We start from the raw sequence: 14,280 nt of genomic DNA, 5'->3' as shown, positions 1-14,280 counted from the left end.
GTCAGTCTCGCGCCTCCGCTCCGGGGAAAGTGTCGTGTTGCGGCAGGTCGTCGCCGATGACCTCCCACGCTGCCCGCGACCGGGCAAAGATATGGTCCGTCGGCAATTGCGACGGTGTGTCGAGAAGCGTGCCGTAGGTCACGTGCACCCACTCCCCGTCCCGCACCAGCGAGTAGAGGAGCGAGCCGCAGTGCCCGCAGAACGCGTTGTGGTTCCTGGCGTCACCGTAGACGGCGAGGGCACCCTTGCCCTCGGTCACCTCGAACTCCGCGACCGGCACGCCGCCGAAGGGCTTGTTCACCGAACCGGTCGTCCGCTGGCAATCCTTGCAGTGGCAAATCATGGCGTACCGAAAGGCGTCCTCGACCTCGTAGGTCACCGCGCGGCAGTAGCATTGTCCCTTGAGCTTCGCCGCCATCAGCGGACGTCCCCGTGGCTTTCCGCGAGGTGGTCTTCGACTTCTTCGTAGCCGTGCGCGCCCTTGGTGTCGGTGATCCCGGCCATCAGCAGGCCAAGCTCGCGTTCGTCGGTTTCGGACGGAAGGCGTTCCCCCATGATCTTGCCGTCGAACATGACGGCAATCCGGTCGGAGAGGCCGAGGATCTCGTCCAGCTCGACCGAGACGAGAAGGATCGCCTTGCCCTTGTCGCGCAGCCGCACGATTTCCTGGTGGATGAACTCGATCGCGCCGATGTCGACGCCGCGCGTCGGTTGGCCGACCAGCAGCAGGTCGGGGTCGCGCTCGATCTCGCGGGCAAGGACGATCTTCTGCTGGTTGCCGCCGGAAAAGCTCTTCGCGGCGAGCGAGGGGTCGGGCGGGCGCACGTCGAAACGCTTCATCTTGCCCTCGGTATCCTCACGGATCGCCTTATGGTTCATGAAGGGGCCGGCGCCGTATTTCTTGTCGTAGTGGTAGCCGAAGGCGACGTTTTCCCACGCATGGTAATCCATGATGAGACCCTCGCGCTGGCGGTCCTCGGGAACGTGGGAAATGCCGCGCAGACGGCGCGAGCGGCCATCGGACTTCGACCCGGTGAGGTCGATCTCCTCGCCCCGGATCATAACGGTGCCAGTGGCAATTTCGTAGCCGCCGAGCACTTCGAGGAGCTCGGATTGGCCGTTGCCGGCGACCCCGGCAATGCCGAGGATCTCGCCCGCGTGGATCTCGAAGCTGACGCCCTTCACGCGGTGAACGCCCTTGTCGTCGGTGACGTTCAGATCCCTGACCTCGACGATCTTCTCGCCGGGTTTCGCCGGCGTTTTGTCGACGCGCAGCAGCACCTTGCGGCCGACCATCAGCTCCGCCAGTTCGGGCGGGGAGGTCTCGGCCGTCTTGACGGTGGCCGTCATCTCGCCCCGCCGCATGACGGAGACGGTATCGGTGATCTCCATGATCTCGCGCAGCTTGTGCGTGATGAGGATGATTGTCTTACCCTCGCGCTTCAGCCCTTCGAGGATGCGGAACAGGTGGTCCGCCTCGGCCGGGGTGAGCACGCCGGTCGGCTCGTCGAGGATCAGGATGTCGGCGCCGCGATAGAGCGCTTTCAGGATCTCGACGCGCTGCTGCATGCCGACGCCGATGTCGTCGATCACAGCGTCCGGATCGACGTTCAGCTCGTACTCCTCGGCCAGCTTCTGCAACTCTTTTCGCGCGCGGGAGAGCGAGGGGCCGAGCAGGGCGCTGTCCTCTGCGCCGAGCACGATATTCTCGAGGACAGTGAAATTCTGGACCAGCTTGAAGTGCTGGAAGACCATGCCGATGCCGGCGCTGATCGCGGCCTGGCTGTCGGGGATCTCGGTCTTGTTGCCGTTGATGAAGATCTCGCCGGAGTCGGCCTTGTAGAAGCCGTAGAGGATCGACATCAGGGTCGACTTGCCGGCGCCGTTCTCGCCGATGATCCCGTGGATCGTGCCGGGCATCACGCGGATCGAGATGTCCTTGTTTGCCTGAACTGGCCCGAAGGACTTGGAGATGCCCTTCAGTTCGATCGCGGGGGTATCGGTCATGTTGCGCCCTTCATGGAAAGGGCCGCGCCGCTACAAGCAGCGCGGCCCCGTAAACGTGCCGGTGGGTCGGATCAGAAATCGACGGCCGGGCAGGTCTCGTCCGAGGTGTAGTCGTGCACCTCGATTTCACCCGAGGCGATACCGGCGCGCGCTTCTTCGAGAGCGGCCGACATATCTTCGGTGATGAGCTCTTCGTTGTACTCGTCCACCGCCGCGCCGACGCCTTCCTCGGCAACGCCGAGAACGGTGAGGCCGGTTTCGATGTCCTCGCCCGCCATGAAGGCGTCGTAGACGGCATTGTCCACGCGCTTGGTCATGGAGGTCAGGATCTGGCCCGGGTGCAGGTAGTTCTGGTTGGCGTCGACGCCGATGCCGTAGATGTCTTCGTCGGCAGCGGTCTGAAGAACGCCGACACCCGTGCCGCCGGCGGCGGCGAAGACGACGTCAGCACCCTGGCCGATCTGGGCCAGCGTCAGTTCGGAGCCGCGGACCGGGTCGTTCCAGGCGGCCGGCGTGGTGCCGGTCATGTTGGCGATCACGGTCGCGTCGGGGTTGGCGGCGAGGGCGCCCTGGGCGTAGCCGCAGCCGAACTTGCGGATCAGCGGGATATCCATGCCGCCGACGAAGCCGACGGTGCCGGTTTCGGAGGCCATCGCGGCGAGCATGCCGACGAGGTAGGAGCCTTCGTGCTCGGAGAAAATGATCGACTTCACGTTCGGCGCTTCGGTCACGCCGTCGATGATGACGAAGTTCGTGTCCGGGTAGTCGGGCGCGACTTCGGCGAGCGGCGTGGAGAAGGAGAAGCCGGCCATCACGATCGGGTTGTTGCCGTTCTCGGCGAAGCGGCGCAGGGCCTGCTCACGCTGAGCGTCGGACTGGAGTTCGACTTCGTTGTAGGAGCCGCCGGTCTCTTCCGCCCAACGCTGTGCGCCGTTGAAGGCGGATTCGTTGAAGGATTTGTCGAACTTGCCACCAAGGTCAAAAATCAGCGCGGGGTCGGCGAGCGCGCCTCCGGCGGTCAGAGCCAGGGCTGCGGCGGCGCCGAGCAGTTTGGGCATGAAAGTCATTCAGGTCTCCCAGGTCGGTTAATTTCGGGCGCTGCGTGGCGCCCTGTTATTCCTGAGCCGGCTTTCCGGATCATGTAGGGATAAGGCAATGCGTGCGTGGGAGGGTCAACTGCTTTTTCCGAGCGTGTTGCCCTGTGATCAGGCGATTGCACCCGGTTTGAGCGATGACGGTGCGTCATTCCGCCCGACGCCGAAAGACAAGCGCGTCGACCGCCATACCGTCGATGCGGTGATAGTAGGCACGTCGACGTCCGGCTTCGGTGTATCCGAGCGTGGTGTAGAGCGATTTCGCGGCATGGTTGTCCTCGGCGACCTCGAGGAAAACTTCCAGAGCGGTCGTTTCGCTATGAAAGGACTCGAGCAGTGACCGGGCGAGACCCTTTCGGCGATGGTTCGGGGCTGTCGCGATCGTCAGGATCTCGGCTTCCCCGGCAATCTCCCGCACAAGCAGGATCGCGCGGTCGTCGCCGTAGAGCGTGACGCCAGTCGATGCGAGGAGGGAGGCGAACTCGTCCGCCGACCAGCCCCGGGTGTTCGTGAACGCGGCGGCGTGCAGGCGGGCGAGGTCCTCGGGTGTCACGGCAGGATGACCGGCGGCGGGTCGGAGGGCGGCGCCGCGTCCGCCGGTCGGACATAGAGCGGTGCAGGCCGTTGGCCCGGCGCCCGCTCGGCGGCGAGTGTTCCGATCGCCAGAACCAGGTCGTGGGGACTTGCGGCGCCGATCGTATCTTTCGGAACCTCCGCCTCGGTCACGAGGCGCGGGGCTCCACCGCCACCCCCGAGATGTACCATCCCGCGCGGCGCCGGCAGGGCGACCGGACCGCCGCGACCGGCAGCACGGGCCGAAGCCTCGAACCCGTCGATGCCGATCGCCGGCTTGCCGAGGCCCAAGGCAAGGCCCCGAGCGGCGGCGACCGCAATGCGGATGCCGGTGAAGTTGCCGGGGCCGACGCCGACACCGATCTTTTCGATTCTGTTCCAGTCACCGCCGGTCAGGTCTTCAAGAAGTGGCAGCAGCCGTTCGCCCTGACCACGGCTCATCTCTTCGACGACCACGCGGAAGTCTCCGGGCGTGCCGAGCGCGGCGGCGATCCACGGGCCGGAGGTGTCGAAGGCTAGGATCACGGGAACAGGCGCCTGCCGGACATGAAACGGGCGCCGGTCTGACGGCGCCCGGTATCGGTCTGTCCTGCGGTCACGGATCAGGCCGCGACGGGCCGGACCTCGACCACTTCGGGGATGTAATGGCGCAGCAGGTTCTCGATCCCCATCTTCAGGGTGAGGGTCGAGGAGGGGCAGCCGGCGCAGGCACCCTGCATGAACAGGTAGACGATTCCGCGATCGAAACCGTGGAACGTGATATCGCCACCGTCCTGCGCCACGGCAGGCCGCACGCGGGTGTCGAGCAGTTCCTTGATCTGGTTGACGATCTCGGTGTCCTCGCCGACATGCTCCTTGTGGCCGGTGGCGCCGTCGGCACCTTCCACCACGGGGGCACCGGACTGGTAGTGCTCCATGATCGCGCCGAGGATGGCGGGCTTGATGTGGTCCCACTCGGTCGCGTCGTCCTTCGTGACGGTCACGAAGTCGGTTCCGAAGAACACGCCGGTCACGCCGCCGACAGCGAAGACGCGCTTCGCGAGGGGCGACGTCGCGGCCGCCTCGGGAGAGGCGAAATCTGCCGTTCCGGTGTCGAGAACCGACTGGCCGGGCAGGAACTTCAGCGTCGCGGGGTTCGGCGTGGATTCAGTCTGGATGAACATCGCTACATTCCTCTCGGGGTTGGGTCAGCATATGCGTGTTCGGACCACTCCGGTCAAGGGTAATTAGAATCATTCCAGATATGTATTCACCGGGTCGGAGGCCCGGAATCGCGAACGGGCGGCCAGGGAGTTGGCCGCCCGTTCAACGGAACGAGACATCAGATTAGTTGCGGTCGATGTCGACGCGCGTCTCGTTCAGGACGGTGCCGTCAGCAGCGGTCAGGACGGCGAGCACATCGGCGCGGGGCTCGGTGTTGACGCGGACGCGGACGTCGGAGTTCGCACCGGCGGCAACGGCCGTGGAGCCGATCAGGGCGCCGGCTTCACCACCGCGGTAGTCGAACAGTTCGACCGAGCCCGGCAGTTCGGAGACGACGGTGCCGAGTTCGACAACGTTGCCCGGCTGCTGGGTGCCGAGGTAGGTGAAGTAGCTGTCAGCCGAGGCGGCACCAGCGGTGGTCAGGGCGATGACGGCAGCGGAGAGGATGTACTTGGACATGTGATTTTCTCTTCTCGATAGATTTGGGTTTCGGTCTTGTGTTTGGCTCGACAGCGGTTCGTGCCGTCGACGAGAACACAGATCGGGTCCCTGGACCGTTTCGGGAAGGCCTTGGAAGCTCACGAAAAATCGTCGTCTGTGGTGAGGGTCGGGGCTCTTGAAAACGAAAATTACCGACCGGGGTCGGGTTTCTGTCCCCCACCGCACAGAACCTGCCAGATCGGCGCACTGAACTGATCAGTTCAGAAGGGTCAGAAGCATTTTACATACCCCGAAAAAGAGGCTGCGCATTTTTGCAGACTGAACTGTTCAGTTTTGGAATTGCCGTCGGATCGGGGTTCGACCCCTTCATACGGAGCTTCGACCCCCGTCAGGTGATGGCTTCGAGCTTTTCCTTGGACATGTCGCCGGGCACGATTGTGATCGGAATCGGCAGACTTCCGGCGCTCCGGGTGAGCTGGCTGACCAGTGGGCCGGGGCCCTTGTTGTCGGCGGAGGCGCCCAGCACGAGGACACCGATCTGCGGGTCTTCCTTTATGTAGTCGAGCAGCTCGGGCACGACTTCGCCCTCGCGGATGACGAGCTCGGGATCGACGTTCTGCCGGTCGCGCATCCACTTGGCGTAGACCTCGAAGTGGACTTCGATCCGCTCGCGGGCTTCGGCCCGCATGATGTCGCCGACGCCGATCCAGTGATTGAACTCGTCGGGCGGTATGATCGAGATGACGGTGACGCCGCCTTTCGACTTCGCTGCCCGCATCGCGGCGAAGCGCATGGCGTTCAGGCACTCTCGGCTGTCGTCGAGGACGACCAGGAACTTGCGCATCTGTAGACTCCCCTGAGGCGGAGCATGACGCCCCGCACCGGCCCCGGCAAGCATGGCGTGTGTCAGGCCCCGCTGGCGGCCCAGTCCCAGTAGAGCTCGCGCGTGCGGCGCGCGATCGGGCCCATCTGGTAGTTGATGTCGTCGAACGCGGTGACCGGGGTGACCTTGTTCATGTTGCCCGACAGGAAAATCTCGTCGGCGTTGCGGGCATCGTCGAAGCTCAGCACCACTTCGTGCACCTTCACGCCGTCCGCGCGCAGGTTCGAGATATGCCGCGCCCGCGTGATCCCGGCGAGGAACGTCCCGTTCGGGATCGGCGTGAAGACCTCCCCGTCCTTGACGAGGAACACGTTCGCCGTCGCGCTTTCTGCAAGGTTGCCCATTGCGTCCGCGACGAGCGCGTTCTGAAAGCCCTTCGACCGTGCCTCTACCAGCATCCGCGCGTTGTTGGGGTAGAGACACCCGGCCTTGGCGTTGACGACGGCGCTCTCAAGCACCGGACGCCGGAACTTCGTGGTCGTCACCTTGATCGCATCCGTCGCGGCGGCCATCGGGACGACCTCCAGCGAGATCGCGAAGCCGGGCTGTCCGTCACCGGGTACGATCGCGCTCATTCCGCCGTCGATGCCCCAGTACATCGGACGGATGTAGACGGCGACGTCCTTCGGATAGGCGGCGAGGCCCTCGTGCACGATCTCGACCATCTTTTCTGTCGGTACGTGTGGTTTCAACATGAGCGCCTCGGCAGAGCGGTTCACGCGAGCGCAGTGCGCTTCGAGGTCCGGGGTCAGGCCGTTCACCGACCGCGCGCCGTCGAACACCGACGACCCGAGCCAGGACCCGTGGTCGGCGGCGCGCATGATCATCACGTCCCCGTCGTGCCAGCGTCCGTCGTAGTAAGTGCGGATATCGGTGCCAGTCGCCATGTCTCTCTCCGTAGTTCGGCGCGACGCTAGGCCTGCCGTGGTCGGAGGTCCAGTTTGCGGCTGCAGAAAAGCTGGTCGCGATCGTCAAAGTTTTCGGCGAAGCGTCACGAATTCCTGCGACGGACAGCTGTACACGGATCGTTGAAGGCGGTGGCCGGTAGACTTTTCCAAGTAAAACAGTCCTAATTTCCGAAGCCCTTCAAGGATCCGATCAATGAGATTTCTGCGCCGCAGCCTTGTCGGCATCTTTCTTCTGGCCGCGACCATCGCGCTCGTGGCAATCGCGGGGAGGACGGTGTTCGACGCGATCGAGACGCGACTGACCGCAGAACCGCGCAGTTTCGAGCAGCGTGAACGTGTGCTGTCGGTCAATGTCGTTCCCTACGAGGCCGGCACGGTAGAGCCGGAGCTCGAGGTGTTCGGTGAACTGCGCAGTCAGCGGATGCTCGATCTGCGCACGCCGGTCGGCGGAGTCCTGACGGAAGCCAGCGACAACTTCGTGGAGGGCGGCACCGTCGAAGCTGGCGAACTGCTTCTTCAGGTCGATCGTGCCGAGACTGAGGCCGCGCTCGCCCGGACCCGCGCCGACCTTCGCGATGCCGAGGCGGAACTGCGCGACGCGGAGCGGGCGCTGACGCTGGCGGAGGATGAACTTACCGCGGCGGAGCAGCAGCGGACGTTGCGCGAAACCGCGCTCAACCGCCAGAACGACCTTAGCGCTCGGGGCGTCGGCACCGCCGCCGCCGTCGAGGAAGCGGAACTCGCGCTGTCCTCGGCGCGGGCGTCCGTCCTCACCAACCGGCAGGCGCTGGCGAATGCCGAAGCACGGATCGACCTCGCGGTGACGACCATCGACCGGACCGAGATCGACGTTGCCGAAGCGGAGCGCGCGCTCGCCGATACCGAGCTGCACGCCGCCTTTTCCGGCACCCTGACCGACGTCGCCGTGGTCGAAGGTGGACGTGTCGCCGCCAACGAGGCCGTCGCGACATTGGTCGATCCCGACCGGCTCGAGGTGTCGTTCCGTGTCTCGACCTCACAATATGCCCGCCTGCTGGACGAGAACGGCCGGCTGCGCGATGCGCCGGTGACCGTCGCGCTCGATGTGGCGGGGGTCGACCTGACGGCGACCGGCACGATCAGCCGCGAGAGTGCGAGCGTCGCGGAAGGTCAGACGGGCCGACTGCTGTTCGCCAGCCTCGACGAGACACCGGGCCTGCGGCCGGGGGACTTCGTGACGGTGACGATTTCGGAGCCGGAACTGGAACAGGTGGCGCGCGTGCCCTCGACGGCCATTGCCGCTGACAGCACCGTGCTGGTCGTGGGCGAGGAAGAGCGTCTCGAAGTCGTGGGGGTCGATCTCCTCCGCAGGCAGGGCGACGACGTGCTGATCCGGGGCGAGCACCTCGACGGCGCCTTGATCGTCACGCAGCGCTCCCCGTTGCTTGGCGCCGGCATCCGGGTGGACCCGATCCTGCCGCCGACGACGGACGCCGCGGCGGACACGGTCACCCCGACGCCCGCGATGATCCGCCTCGAACCCGACCGGCGCGCCCGCCTCGTCGCTTACGTCGAGGGTGCGCAGATGCCGGACGATGCGAAGACTCGCATCCTTTCCGAGCTCGAGCGTGACGACGTGCCCGCCGACATGGTGGACCGCCTCGAACGCCGGATGGGGAGCTGACACTATGGCGGCATCGGGCAAGAGTGGCGGCGGCATCCTCGGCTATTTCACACGGCACCGGACGGCGGCGAACCTCGTCCTCGTTCTGATGATCGTCGCGGGCCTGATGGCCGTGCCGCGCATGCGGGCGCAGTTCTTCCCGGACGTCGTGGTCGACAGCGTTTCCGTGTCCGTCTCGTGGGACGGGGCCGGAGCGGAGGATGTCGACCGCGCGATCGTTCAGGTCATGTCGCCGACGCTTCTTGCCGTGCAGGGCGTCGCCGACAGTTCAGCGCGCTCGTCCGAAGGCAGTGCCCGCATCCAGCTGGAGTTCGAGCCGGGCTGGGACATGGAGGTTGCGGCGAAGGACGTGCAGGACGCGGTCGACAGCGTGTCCAACCTCCCCGAGGCCGCGGACGATCCGCAGGTCCGATCCGGCGGCTGGACCGACAGCGTGACCGACGTCGTGATCCGCGGCCCGGTCGGCATCGACCAGCTCGCCCGCTTTGCCGATGAATTCGTGCTCCGCCTGTTTCAGGACGGTGTGACACAGACCTCGATCCAGGGCGTCGCGGCGCCCTCGACCATCGTGCAGGTCTCGTCGCTGTCCCTTGTCGAGCATGACGTGACCATGGCCGAGATCGCCGACGCCATCGCATCGGAAGCCGACACGGCACCTGCCGGTGAAGTCGCCGGCGCCGCTCGGGTGCGCACGGGTGTCGAGAAACGCTCGGCCGAAGAGATCGAAAGCGTGGTCCTGCGCTCCAACGACGACCGGAGCGAGCTGACCGTCGGCGACGTGGCCAACGTTTATGTCGAAGGTGTCGATCGCGAACGCGCCTACTTCGTCGGCGATGATCCCGCCGTCACGATCAGCGTCAGCCGCTCCGAGCTCGGCGATGCGATCAAGTTGCAGGCACAGGTCGAAGAGACCGCGCGCGAGTTTCAGGCGAGCCTGCCCGAAGGCGTGTCGATCGAGCTGATCCGCACGCGGGCGGAGATGATTACCGGTCGTCTCAACATCCTGCTCGACAACGGGCTCACCGGCCTCGGCCTCGTGGTGCTGCTGCTGTTCCTGTTCCTGAATGCCAGGACCGCGTTCTGGGTGGCAGCGGGCATCCCCGTGTCGATGCTGGCTGCCATCGCGCTGATGCACATGGCGGGGCTTACGCTGAACATGATCTCGCTCTTCGCGCTGATCATCACGCTCGGCATCGTGGTGGACGACGCCATCGTGGTGGGCGAGCACACCGATTTCCGGCACCGGCGGCTCGGCGAGAACCCGGTCGACGCGGCAGAGAACGCGGCCAAGCGAATGTTCCTGCCGGTCTTCTCCTCGACCATCACGACGGTCATAGCTTTCTTCGGGCTGACCGCTATCGGGGGGCGTTTCGGCGAGATGATCGCCGACATTCCCTTCACGGTGATCGTCGTGCTGATGGCCAGCCTAGTCGAGTGCTTCGTGATCCTACCCAATCACATGAGTCACTCGGTCGCCTCCGCCGCTGCGGGGCACTGGTACGATATTCCCTCGCGCGTGGTGAACCGGGGGTTCCTCTGGTTCCGCCGGACGATCTTCCGGCCCTTCATGGCCGGCGTCGTCTGGGCCCGATACCCGGTCATCGCGCTCGTCGTGCTGCTGCTCGCCAGCCAGGCGGCCCTGCTGATCCGAGGTGACGTTCAATGGCGCTTCTTCTCCTCGCCCGAGCAGGGGTCCGTGTCCGGCAACTTCGCGATGCTGCCGGGCGCCACGCGCGACGACACGTTCGAGATGATGCAGGAGATGCAGCGCGCGGTCGCCGACCTCGGCGCGCAATACGAAGAGGAATACGGCCGCAACCCGGTCGACTACGTCATTGCCGAAGTCGGCGGCAACGCCGGTCGCGGACTGTCGGGGGCGGACACGAAGGACCCCGACCAGCTGGGCTCCATCTCCATCGAACTCATCGAGGCCGACCTGCGGCCCTATTCGAGCTTCGCCTTCGTGTCCGACCTTCAGGATGCCGTCGTGCAGCACCCGATGGCCGAAACGGTCAGCTTCCGGTCCTGGGGCTCCGGTCCGGGTGGCGACGACCTCGACATCCAGCTGTCCGGCGCGGATGCCGACACGCTGAAGCAGGCCGCCGAGGCGCTGAAGGGCGAACTGCTGAAATTCCCCGAAGTGACGGCCGTCGAGGATAACCTCGCCTATGACAAGGAAGAGCTGGTTCTCAGCCTCACGCCGCGGGGACAGGCGCTCGGATACTCTATCGACGGGATCGGGAACGTGCTGCGCAACCGCCTCGGCGGCATCGAGGCGGCGAGCTATCCTGACGGCGTGCGCTCCGCCACGATCCGTGTCGAGCTGCCGGAGGAAGAGCTGACGGCGGATTTCCTCGACCGGACGCTGATGCGGTCGGACAACGGCGTCTACCTGCCCCTGTCCGACATCGTGACGGTGCAGAGCCGGACGGGCTTTTCCACCCTCCGGCGCGAGAACGGTGTGATGCTGATCTCCGTCAACGGTGATCTTACGGACGACGATGCCGACCGTGCGGCGGAAATCATGCAGTTGGTCAACGACGACATCCTGCCGCAGATCGAGTCGGACTACGGGATCGACACGAACCTCTCCGGCCTCGCCGAGCAGGAGCGTGACTTCCTCTCCGACGCCGGCAACGGCACGGTTCTGGTGCTGCTCGGCATCTACCTCACCCTGTCATGGATCTTCTCGAGCTGGACGCGGCCCGTGGTCGTCATGGCGATCATCCCCTTCGGGCTGATCGGCGCGGTCTGGGGGCACTACCTCTGGGACATGCCGATGAGCATGTTCTCCATCGTCGGGCTGATCGGGATGATCGGGATCATCATCAACGACTCGATCGTGCTGGTATCGACCATCGACGAATATGCCGAGGAACGCGGCCTGATCCCGGCGATCATCGATGGCGCGGCCGACCGGCTGCGGCCCGTGCTGCTGACGACGCTGACTACCGTTCTTGGCCTCGCGCCTCTGATGTACGAGACGTCGAGCCAGGCGCAGTTCCTGATGCCGACAGTCGTGACGCTGGTCTACGGGCTGGGCTTCGGGATGGTGCTGGTGCTGATGGTGGTGCCCGCGCTGCTGGCGATTCAGCAGGACGTGTCCAAGCAGACCGCCTCGGCCCGGCGGGCGCTGCGGTCCAGGACGGGAGCAGTGCGCTGGCCCACGGCCGTGGCGGCTGTCGGCGCGCTCGCCGTCTTCGGCGTGACGCTGGCACCGGTCCTCGTCACCGGCGCGCCGCTGTCCCAGGTACAGGCCGTCCTGCCGTTCGAGGTGACAGGCACGGCAATGATGCTGGCGCTGTTCCTCGCCGTGGTGATGTTGATGTTGCTGCTGGTCTATCTGGTTGGTGCGCTGGCCTGGGCGATGCGGCGCAGGCCAGTCTAGCAGCCGTCGATCTCGACCGCGCGCGTCCCGGAGAAGACGGAGATACGCACCGCGGAGCGGTTCAGCGCGATCCCGTCGCCGTTCATTGGCGCGATCGGCGCTTCGGCGATCAGGCTGTCACCGGAGCGGGTCACCATCGGATCCCCGACCCAGAGCGAGGGCGATCCCGACTCGATCACGACTTCCTCCCCATTGCCGGCGGGCGGCATCCGGATCTCTGCCCGCAGGACCATGTCACCGCTCCTGGTGGAGAGATTGCAGTTCGCCGACCGCACCCCGGCTTCCGCCCCCGACAGCGGCCGGTCGGTGAGCGCGGCGATGATGACCGGCTCGCGAGTGCCGCCGACGGGGAGATCGGCGGAAATGGGGACCTCGACCGGCATGCAGATGTCCGAGCAGACGCCGAGCTCCACGTTGCCGCCGATATGGGCGACGCCGGTGCTGCCGACGGTGAATTCTATCGGGATGACCACGGTCCCGGTGTAGCCGATCGAGCGCATCCCGTTGATGTGATGCACTTCAGGCACCGGCCAGTGGAGGTTCATCGCGGAGACGTTGTCGACGTCCGACCACTGGAAACTCGGCGGGATCCCCGCGTCACCGGGCGCACGCCAATAGGTCTTCCAGCCCGGCGCGAGCTGGATCTCGAGGCCGGCCATGTGCGTGCCGGTGTCGGTGCGCCAGCCGGGCAGCAACCGCACGGAGACGACTCCGTCGGGCACCTCGGCGGCGAGGGGAAGCGGGGCGGCGGCGAGGAGGCCGCAGGCGAGCGTCAGGGCACGTAGCATGCGGCGGAGAATATGGTCCGCCGACCGGATGGGAAGTCACGTTGCGGAGAGAGCGGACGAGAGCCACCCTTGCCAGTGGCGGCAGGGCGACACATTTTGGGACCATGATAGAACAACCCGACACGCTCTCCGGCAAGATGCTGATCGCGATGCCCGATATGGGCGACCCGCGCTTCGATCAGGCCCTCGTCTACATCTGCGCCCATTCCGATGACGGCGCGATGGGGCTCATCGTCAACAAGCCCACGCCCGAGGTGAAGTTCAGCGACCTTCTCGAACAGCTCGAGATCACGTCGGGCCCCGACACGCGTGACATCCGCATTTACTACGGTGGTCCGGTCGAAGGGTCGCGCGGGTTCGTGCTGCACTCGGCAGACTACGATTCGGATGGGGCGACGCTCGCCGTCGACGAAGAAGTCGGCCTGACCGCGACGCTCGACGTGCTGGAGGAACTCGCGCAGGGGCGCGGTCCGCGAAGCTCTCTCCTCGCGCTCGGCTATGCGGGGTGGGGGCCGGGGCAGCTCGAGGACGAGATCGGCCAGAACGGCTGGCTGACCTGCGAGCCGCGCGACGACCTGATCTTCGGGCGCGCGAACGAGCACAAATGGACGGCAGCGCTGAAGTCGCTTGGTGTCGATCCGCTGCTGCTGTCCGGGGATGCGGGCCACGCCTGATCCGGGCGGCCCTGCCGGAGCCCCTATCCGCCGATAACCCCTTCTACCACGGCTTTCGCGTCCTCGGACGCCCAGTCCGCGCCGCCCTGAAGGCGGCCGAGTTCGTTGCCTTCCCGGTCGACGATCACGGTGATCGGGAGGCCCAGCACGCCCATCTCCCGGGCGAGGGCCTGTGTCGGATCGCGGTGAAGGGGGAGGTTATCGACTCCGATCTCCTCGAAGAATTTCTCCATCGCCGGGGGCGGGTTGCGGCCGCTCGCGATGGTCACGACCTCGAAGTCGTCGCCGCCGAGGTCGGACTGGAGTTGCGACAGCGCCGGCATCTCGTCGCGGCAGGGGACGCACCATGTGGCCCAGAAATTCACCAGCGTGACCTTGCCGGTGTAGTCGCCGAGCGTGCCTTCGCTGCCATCTACCGTCTCGAACGTCACGTCGAGCGGCACCGGCTGCGGCGTGTCGTGCATCACAAGCTTGCGCATGTCACCGGACGCGGCGGGCGTCTCTCCGTTGCTTTCGGCCACGCGCAGCGAGCTGCTTTCGGCAGGTGCGACCGCGACGGGCTCCGGATCCAGGCGGGTCGTCATCGCCCAGATCGCGGCGCCCGAGAGGATGGCGACAAGACCGACGGCGGCGGCGATACGGGCGGACTTCATGGCTG

At 65.8% G+C, this 14,280-nt stretch carries 14 protein-coding genes; 3 read left to right on the top strand and 11 right to left on the bottom strand.

Features of this window, described 5'->3' with window-relative positions:
- Position 1 precedes the first annotated feature (1 nt).
- The 9 genes from I8N54_RS16760 to I8N54_RS16720 all read right to left on the bottom strand — a co-directional run bounded on the left by I8N54_RS16760 (position 2) and on the right by I8N54_RS16720 (position 7,088).
- Positions 2-418, bottom strand: coding sequence for a GFA family protein (locus tag I8N54_RS16760; protein WP_140196545.1), 417 nt, complete (start codon positions 416-418; stop codon positions 2-4).
- Positions 418-2,007: an ABC transporter ATP-binding protein gene (locus I8N54_RS16755; protein ID WP_140196543.1), complete on the bottom strand. Its 1,590-nt coding sequence runs from the start codon at positions 2,005-2,007 to the stop codon at positions 418-420. Before I8N54_RS16755 ends, I8N54_RS16760 begins: the two co-directional genes overlap by 1 nt.
- A gap of 71 nt (positions 2,008-2,078) precedes the next feature.
- Complete coding sequence (locus I8N54_RS16750; RefSeq protein ID WP_140196541.1) at positions 2,079-3,074, bottom strand: BMP family lipoprotein; 996 nt, start codon at positions 3,072-3,074, stop codon at positions 2,079-2,081.
- A 175-nt stretch (positions 3,075-3,249) separates the two neighbouring features.
- Complete coding sequence (locus tag I8N54_RS16745; RefSeq protein ID WP_140196539.1) at positions 3,250-3,654, bottom strand: GNAT family N-acetyltransferase; 405 nt, start codon at positions 3,652-3,654, stop codon at positions 3,250-3,252.
- On the bottom strand, positions 3,651-4,199 hold the full coding sequence (gene tsaB, locus I8N54_RS16740; protein ID WP_231592709.1) for a tRNA (adenosine(37)-N6)-threonylcarbamoyltransferase complex dimerization subunit type 1 TsaB: 549 nt from the start codon (positions 4,197-4,199) through the stop codon (positions 3,651-3,653). Before tsaB ends, I8N54_RS16745 begins: the two co-directional genes overlap by 4 nt.
- Before the next feature lie 77 nt (positions 4,200-4,276).
- Positions 4,277-4,837 (bottom strand): NifU family protein, encoded by a 561-nt coding sequence (locus I8N54_RS16735; RefSeq protein ID WP_140196537.1) that lies wholly within the window; start codon positions 4,835-4,837, stop codon positions 4,277-4,279.
- A gap of 163 nt (positions 4,838-5,000) precedes the next feature.
- Positions 5,001-5,336, bottom strand: coding sequence for a hypothetical protein (locus I8N54_RS16730; protein WP_140196536.1), 336 nt, complete (start codon positions 5,334-5,336; stop codon positions 5,001-5,003).
- A 370-nt stretch (positions 5,337-5,706) separates the two neighbouring features.
- Positions 5,707-6,162 (bottom strand): universal stress protein, encoded by a 456-nt coding sequence (locus tag I8N54_RS16725; protein WP_140196534.1) that lies wholly within the window; start codon positions 6,160-6,162, stop codon positions 5,707-5,709.
- A 62-nt stretch (positions 6,163-6,224) separates the two neighbouring features.
- Positions 6,225-7,088 carry a branched-chain amino acid aminotransferase gene (locus I8N54_RS16720; protein ID WP_140196532.1) on the bottom strand — a complete coding sequence of 288 codons (864 nt, stop codon included), beginning with the start codon at positions 7,086-7,088 and terminating at the stop codon, positions 6,225-6,227.
- 214 nt (positions 7,089-7,302) lie between these two features.
- On the opposite strand from I8N54_RS16720, the gene I8N54_RS16715 reads away from it, so the two are divergent.
- Positions 7,303-8,772 (top strand): efflux RND transporter periplasmic adaptor subunit, encoded by a 1,470-nt coding sequence (locus I8N54_RS16715; RefSeq protein WP_140196530.1) that lies wholly within the window; start codon positions 7,303-7,305, stop codon positions 8,770-8,772.
- A gap of 4 nt (positions 8,773-8,776) precedes the next feature.
- Positions 8,777-12,160: an efflux RND transporter permease subunit gene (locus I8N54_RS16710; RefSeq protein WP_140196528.1), complete on the top strand. Its 3,384-nt coding sequence runs from the start codon at positions 8,777-8,779 to the stop codon at positions 12,158-12,160.
- On the opposite strand, the gene I8N54_RS16705 is transcribed toward I8N54_RS16710, so the two are convergent.
- On the bottom strand, positions 12,157-12,948 hold the full coding sequence (locus I8N54_RS16705; protein WP_140196526.1) for a protein-disulfide reductase DsbD domain-containing protein: 792 nt from the start codon (positions 12,946-12,948) through the stop codon (positions 12,157-12,159). The genes I8N54_RS16710 and I8N54_RS16705 overlap by 4 nt on opposite strands.
- Before the next feature lie 104 nt (positions 12,949-13,052).
- Here I8N54_RS16705 and I8N54_RS16700 point away from each other — a divergent pair, with 104 nt between their 5' ends.
- On the top strand, positions 13,053-13,622 hold the full coding sequence (locus tag I8N54_RS16700; RefSeq protein WP_140196524.1) for a YqgE/AlgH family protein: 570 nt from the start codon (positions 13,053-13,055) through the stop codon (positions 13,620-13,622).
- A 23-nt stretch (positions 13,623-13,645) separates the two neighbouring features.
- On the opposite strand, the gene I8N54_RS16695 is transcribed toward I8N54_RS16700, so the two are convergent.
- Positions 13,646-14,101 (bottom strand): TlpA family protein disulfide reductase, encoded by a 456-nt coding sequence (locus I8N54_RS16695; RefSeq protein ID WP_231592728.1) that lies wholly within the window; start codon positions 14,099-14,101, stop codon positions 13,646-13,648.
- Between the last annotated feature and the right edge of the window lie 179 nt (positions 14,102-14,280).

The organism is Pelagovum pacificum, assembly GCF_016134045.1.
GTDB lineage: Bacteria > Pseudomonadota > Alphaproteobacteria > Rhodobacterales > Rhodobacteraceae > Oceanicola > Oceanicola pacificus_A.
The sequence above is the reverse complement of the archived record's forward strand: the minus strand, read 5'-3'. Positions and strand labels throughout refer to the sequence as shown.

Bases quoted from the DNA above. Each gene is read 5' to 3' on its own strand.
- I8N54_RS16760 (WP_140196545.1), bottom strand. From the start codon at position 418: ATGGCGGCGAAGCTCAAGGGACAATGCTACTGCCGCGCGGTGACCTAC.
- I8N54_RS16755 (WP_140196543.1), bottom strand. From the start codon at position 2,007: ATGACCGATACCCCCGCGATCGAACTGAAGGGCATCTCCAAGTCCTTC.
- I8N54_RS16750 (WP_140196541.1), bottom strand. From the start codon at position 3,074: ATGACTTTCATGCCCAAACTGCTCGGCGCCGCCGCAGCCCTGGCTCTG.
- I8N54_RS16735 (WP_140196537.1), bottom strand. From the start codon at position 4,837: ATGTTCATCCAGACTGAATCCACGCCGAACCCCGCGACGCTGAAGTTC.
- I8N54_RS16730 (WP_140196536.1), bottom strand. From the start codon at position 5,336: ATGTCCAAGTACATCCTCTCCGCTGCCGTCATCGCCCTGACCACCGCT.
- I8N54_RS16725 (WP_140196534.1), bottom strand. From the start codon at position 6,162: ATGCGCAAGTTCCTGGTCGTCCTCGACGACAGCCGAGAGTGCCTGAAC.
- I8N54_RS16720 (WP_140196532.1), bottom strand. From the start codon at position 7,088: ATGGCGACTGGCACCGATATCCGCACTTACTACGACGGACGCTGGCAC.
- I8N54_RS16715 (WP_140196530.1), top strand. From the start codon at position 7,303: ATGAGATTTCTGCGCCGCAGCCTTGTCGGCATCTTTCTTCTGGCCGCG.
- I8N54_RS16710 (WP_140196528.1), top strand. From the start codon at position 8,777: ATGGCGGCATCGGGCAAGAGTGGCGGCGGCATCCTCGGCTATTTCACA.
- I8N54_RS16705 (WP_140196526.1), bottom strand. From the start codon at position 12,948: ATGCTACGTGCCCTGACGCTCGCCTGCGGCCTCCTCGCCGCCGCCCCG.
- I8N54_RS16700 (WP_140196524.1), top strand. From the start codon at position 13,053: ATGATAGAACAACCCGACACGCTCTCCGGCAAGATGCTGATCGCGATG.
- I8N54_RS16695 (WP_231592728.1), bottom strand. From the start codon at position 14,101: ATGCGCAAGCTTGTGATGCACGACACGCCGCAGCCGGTGCCGCTCGAC.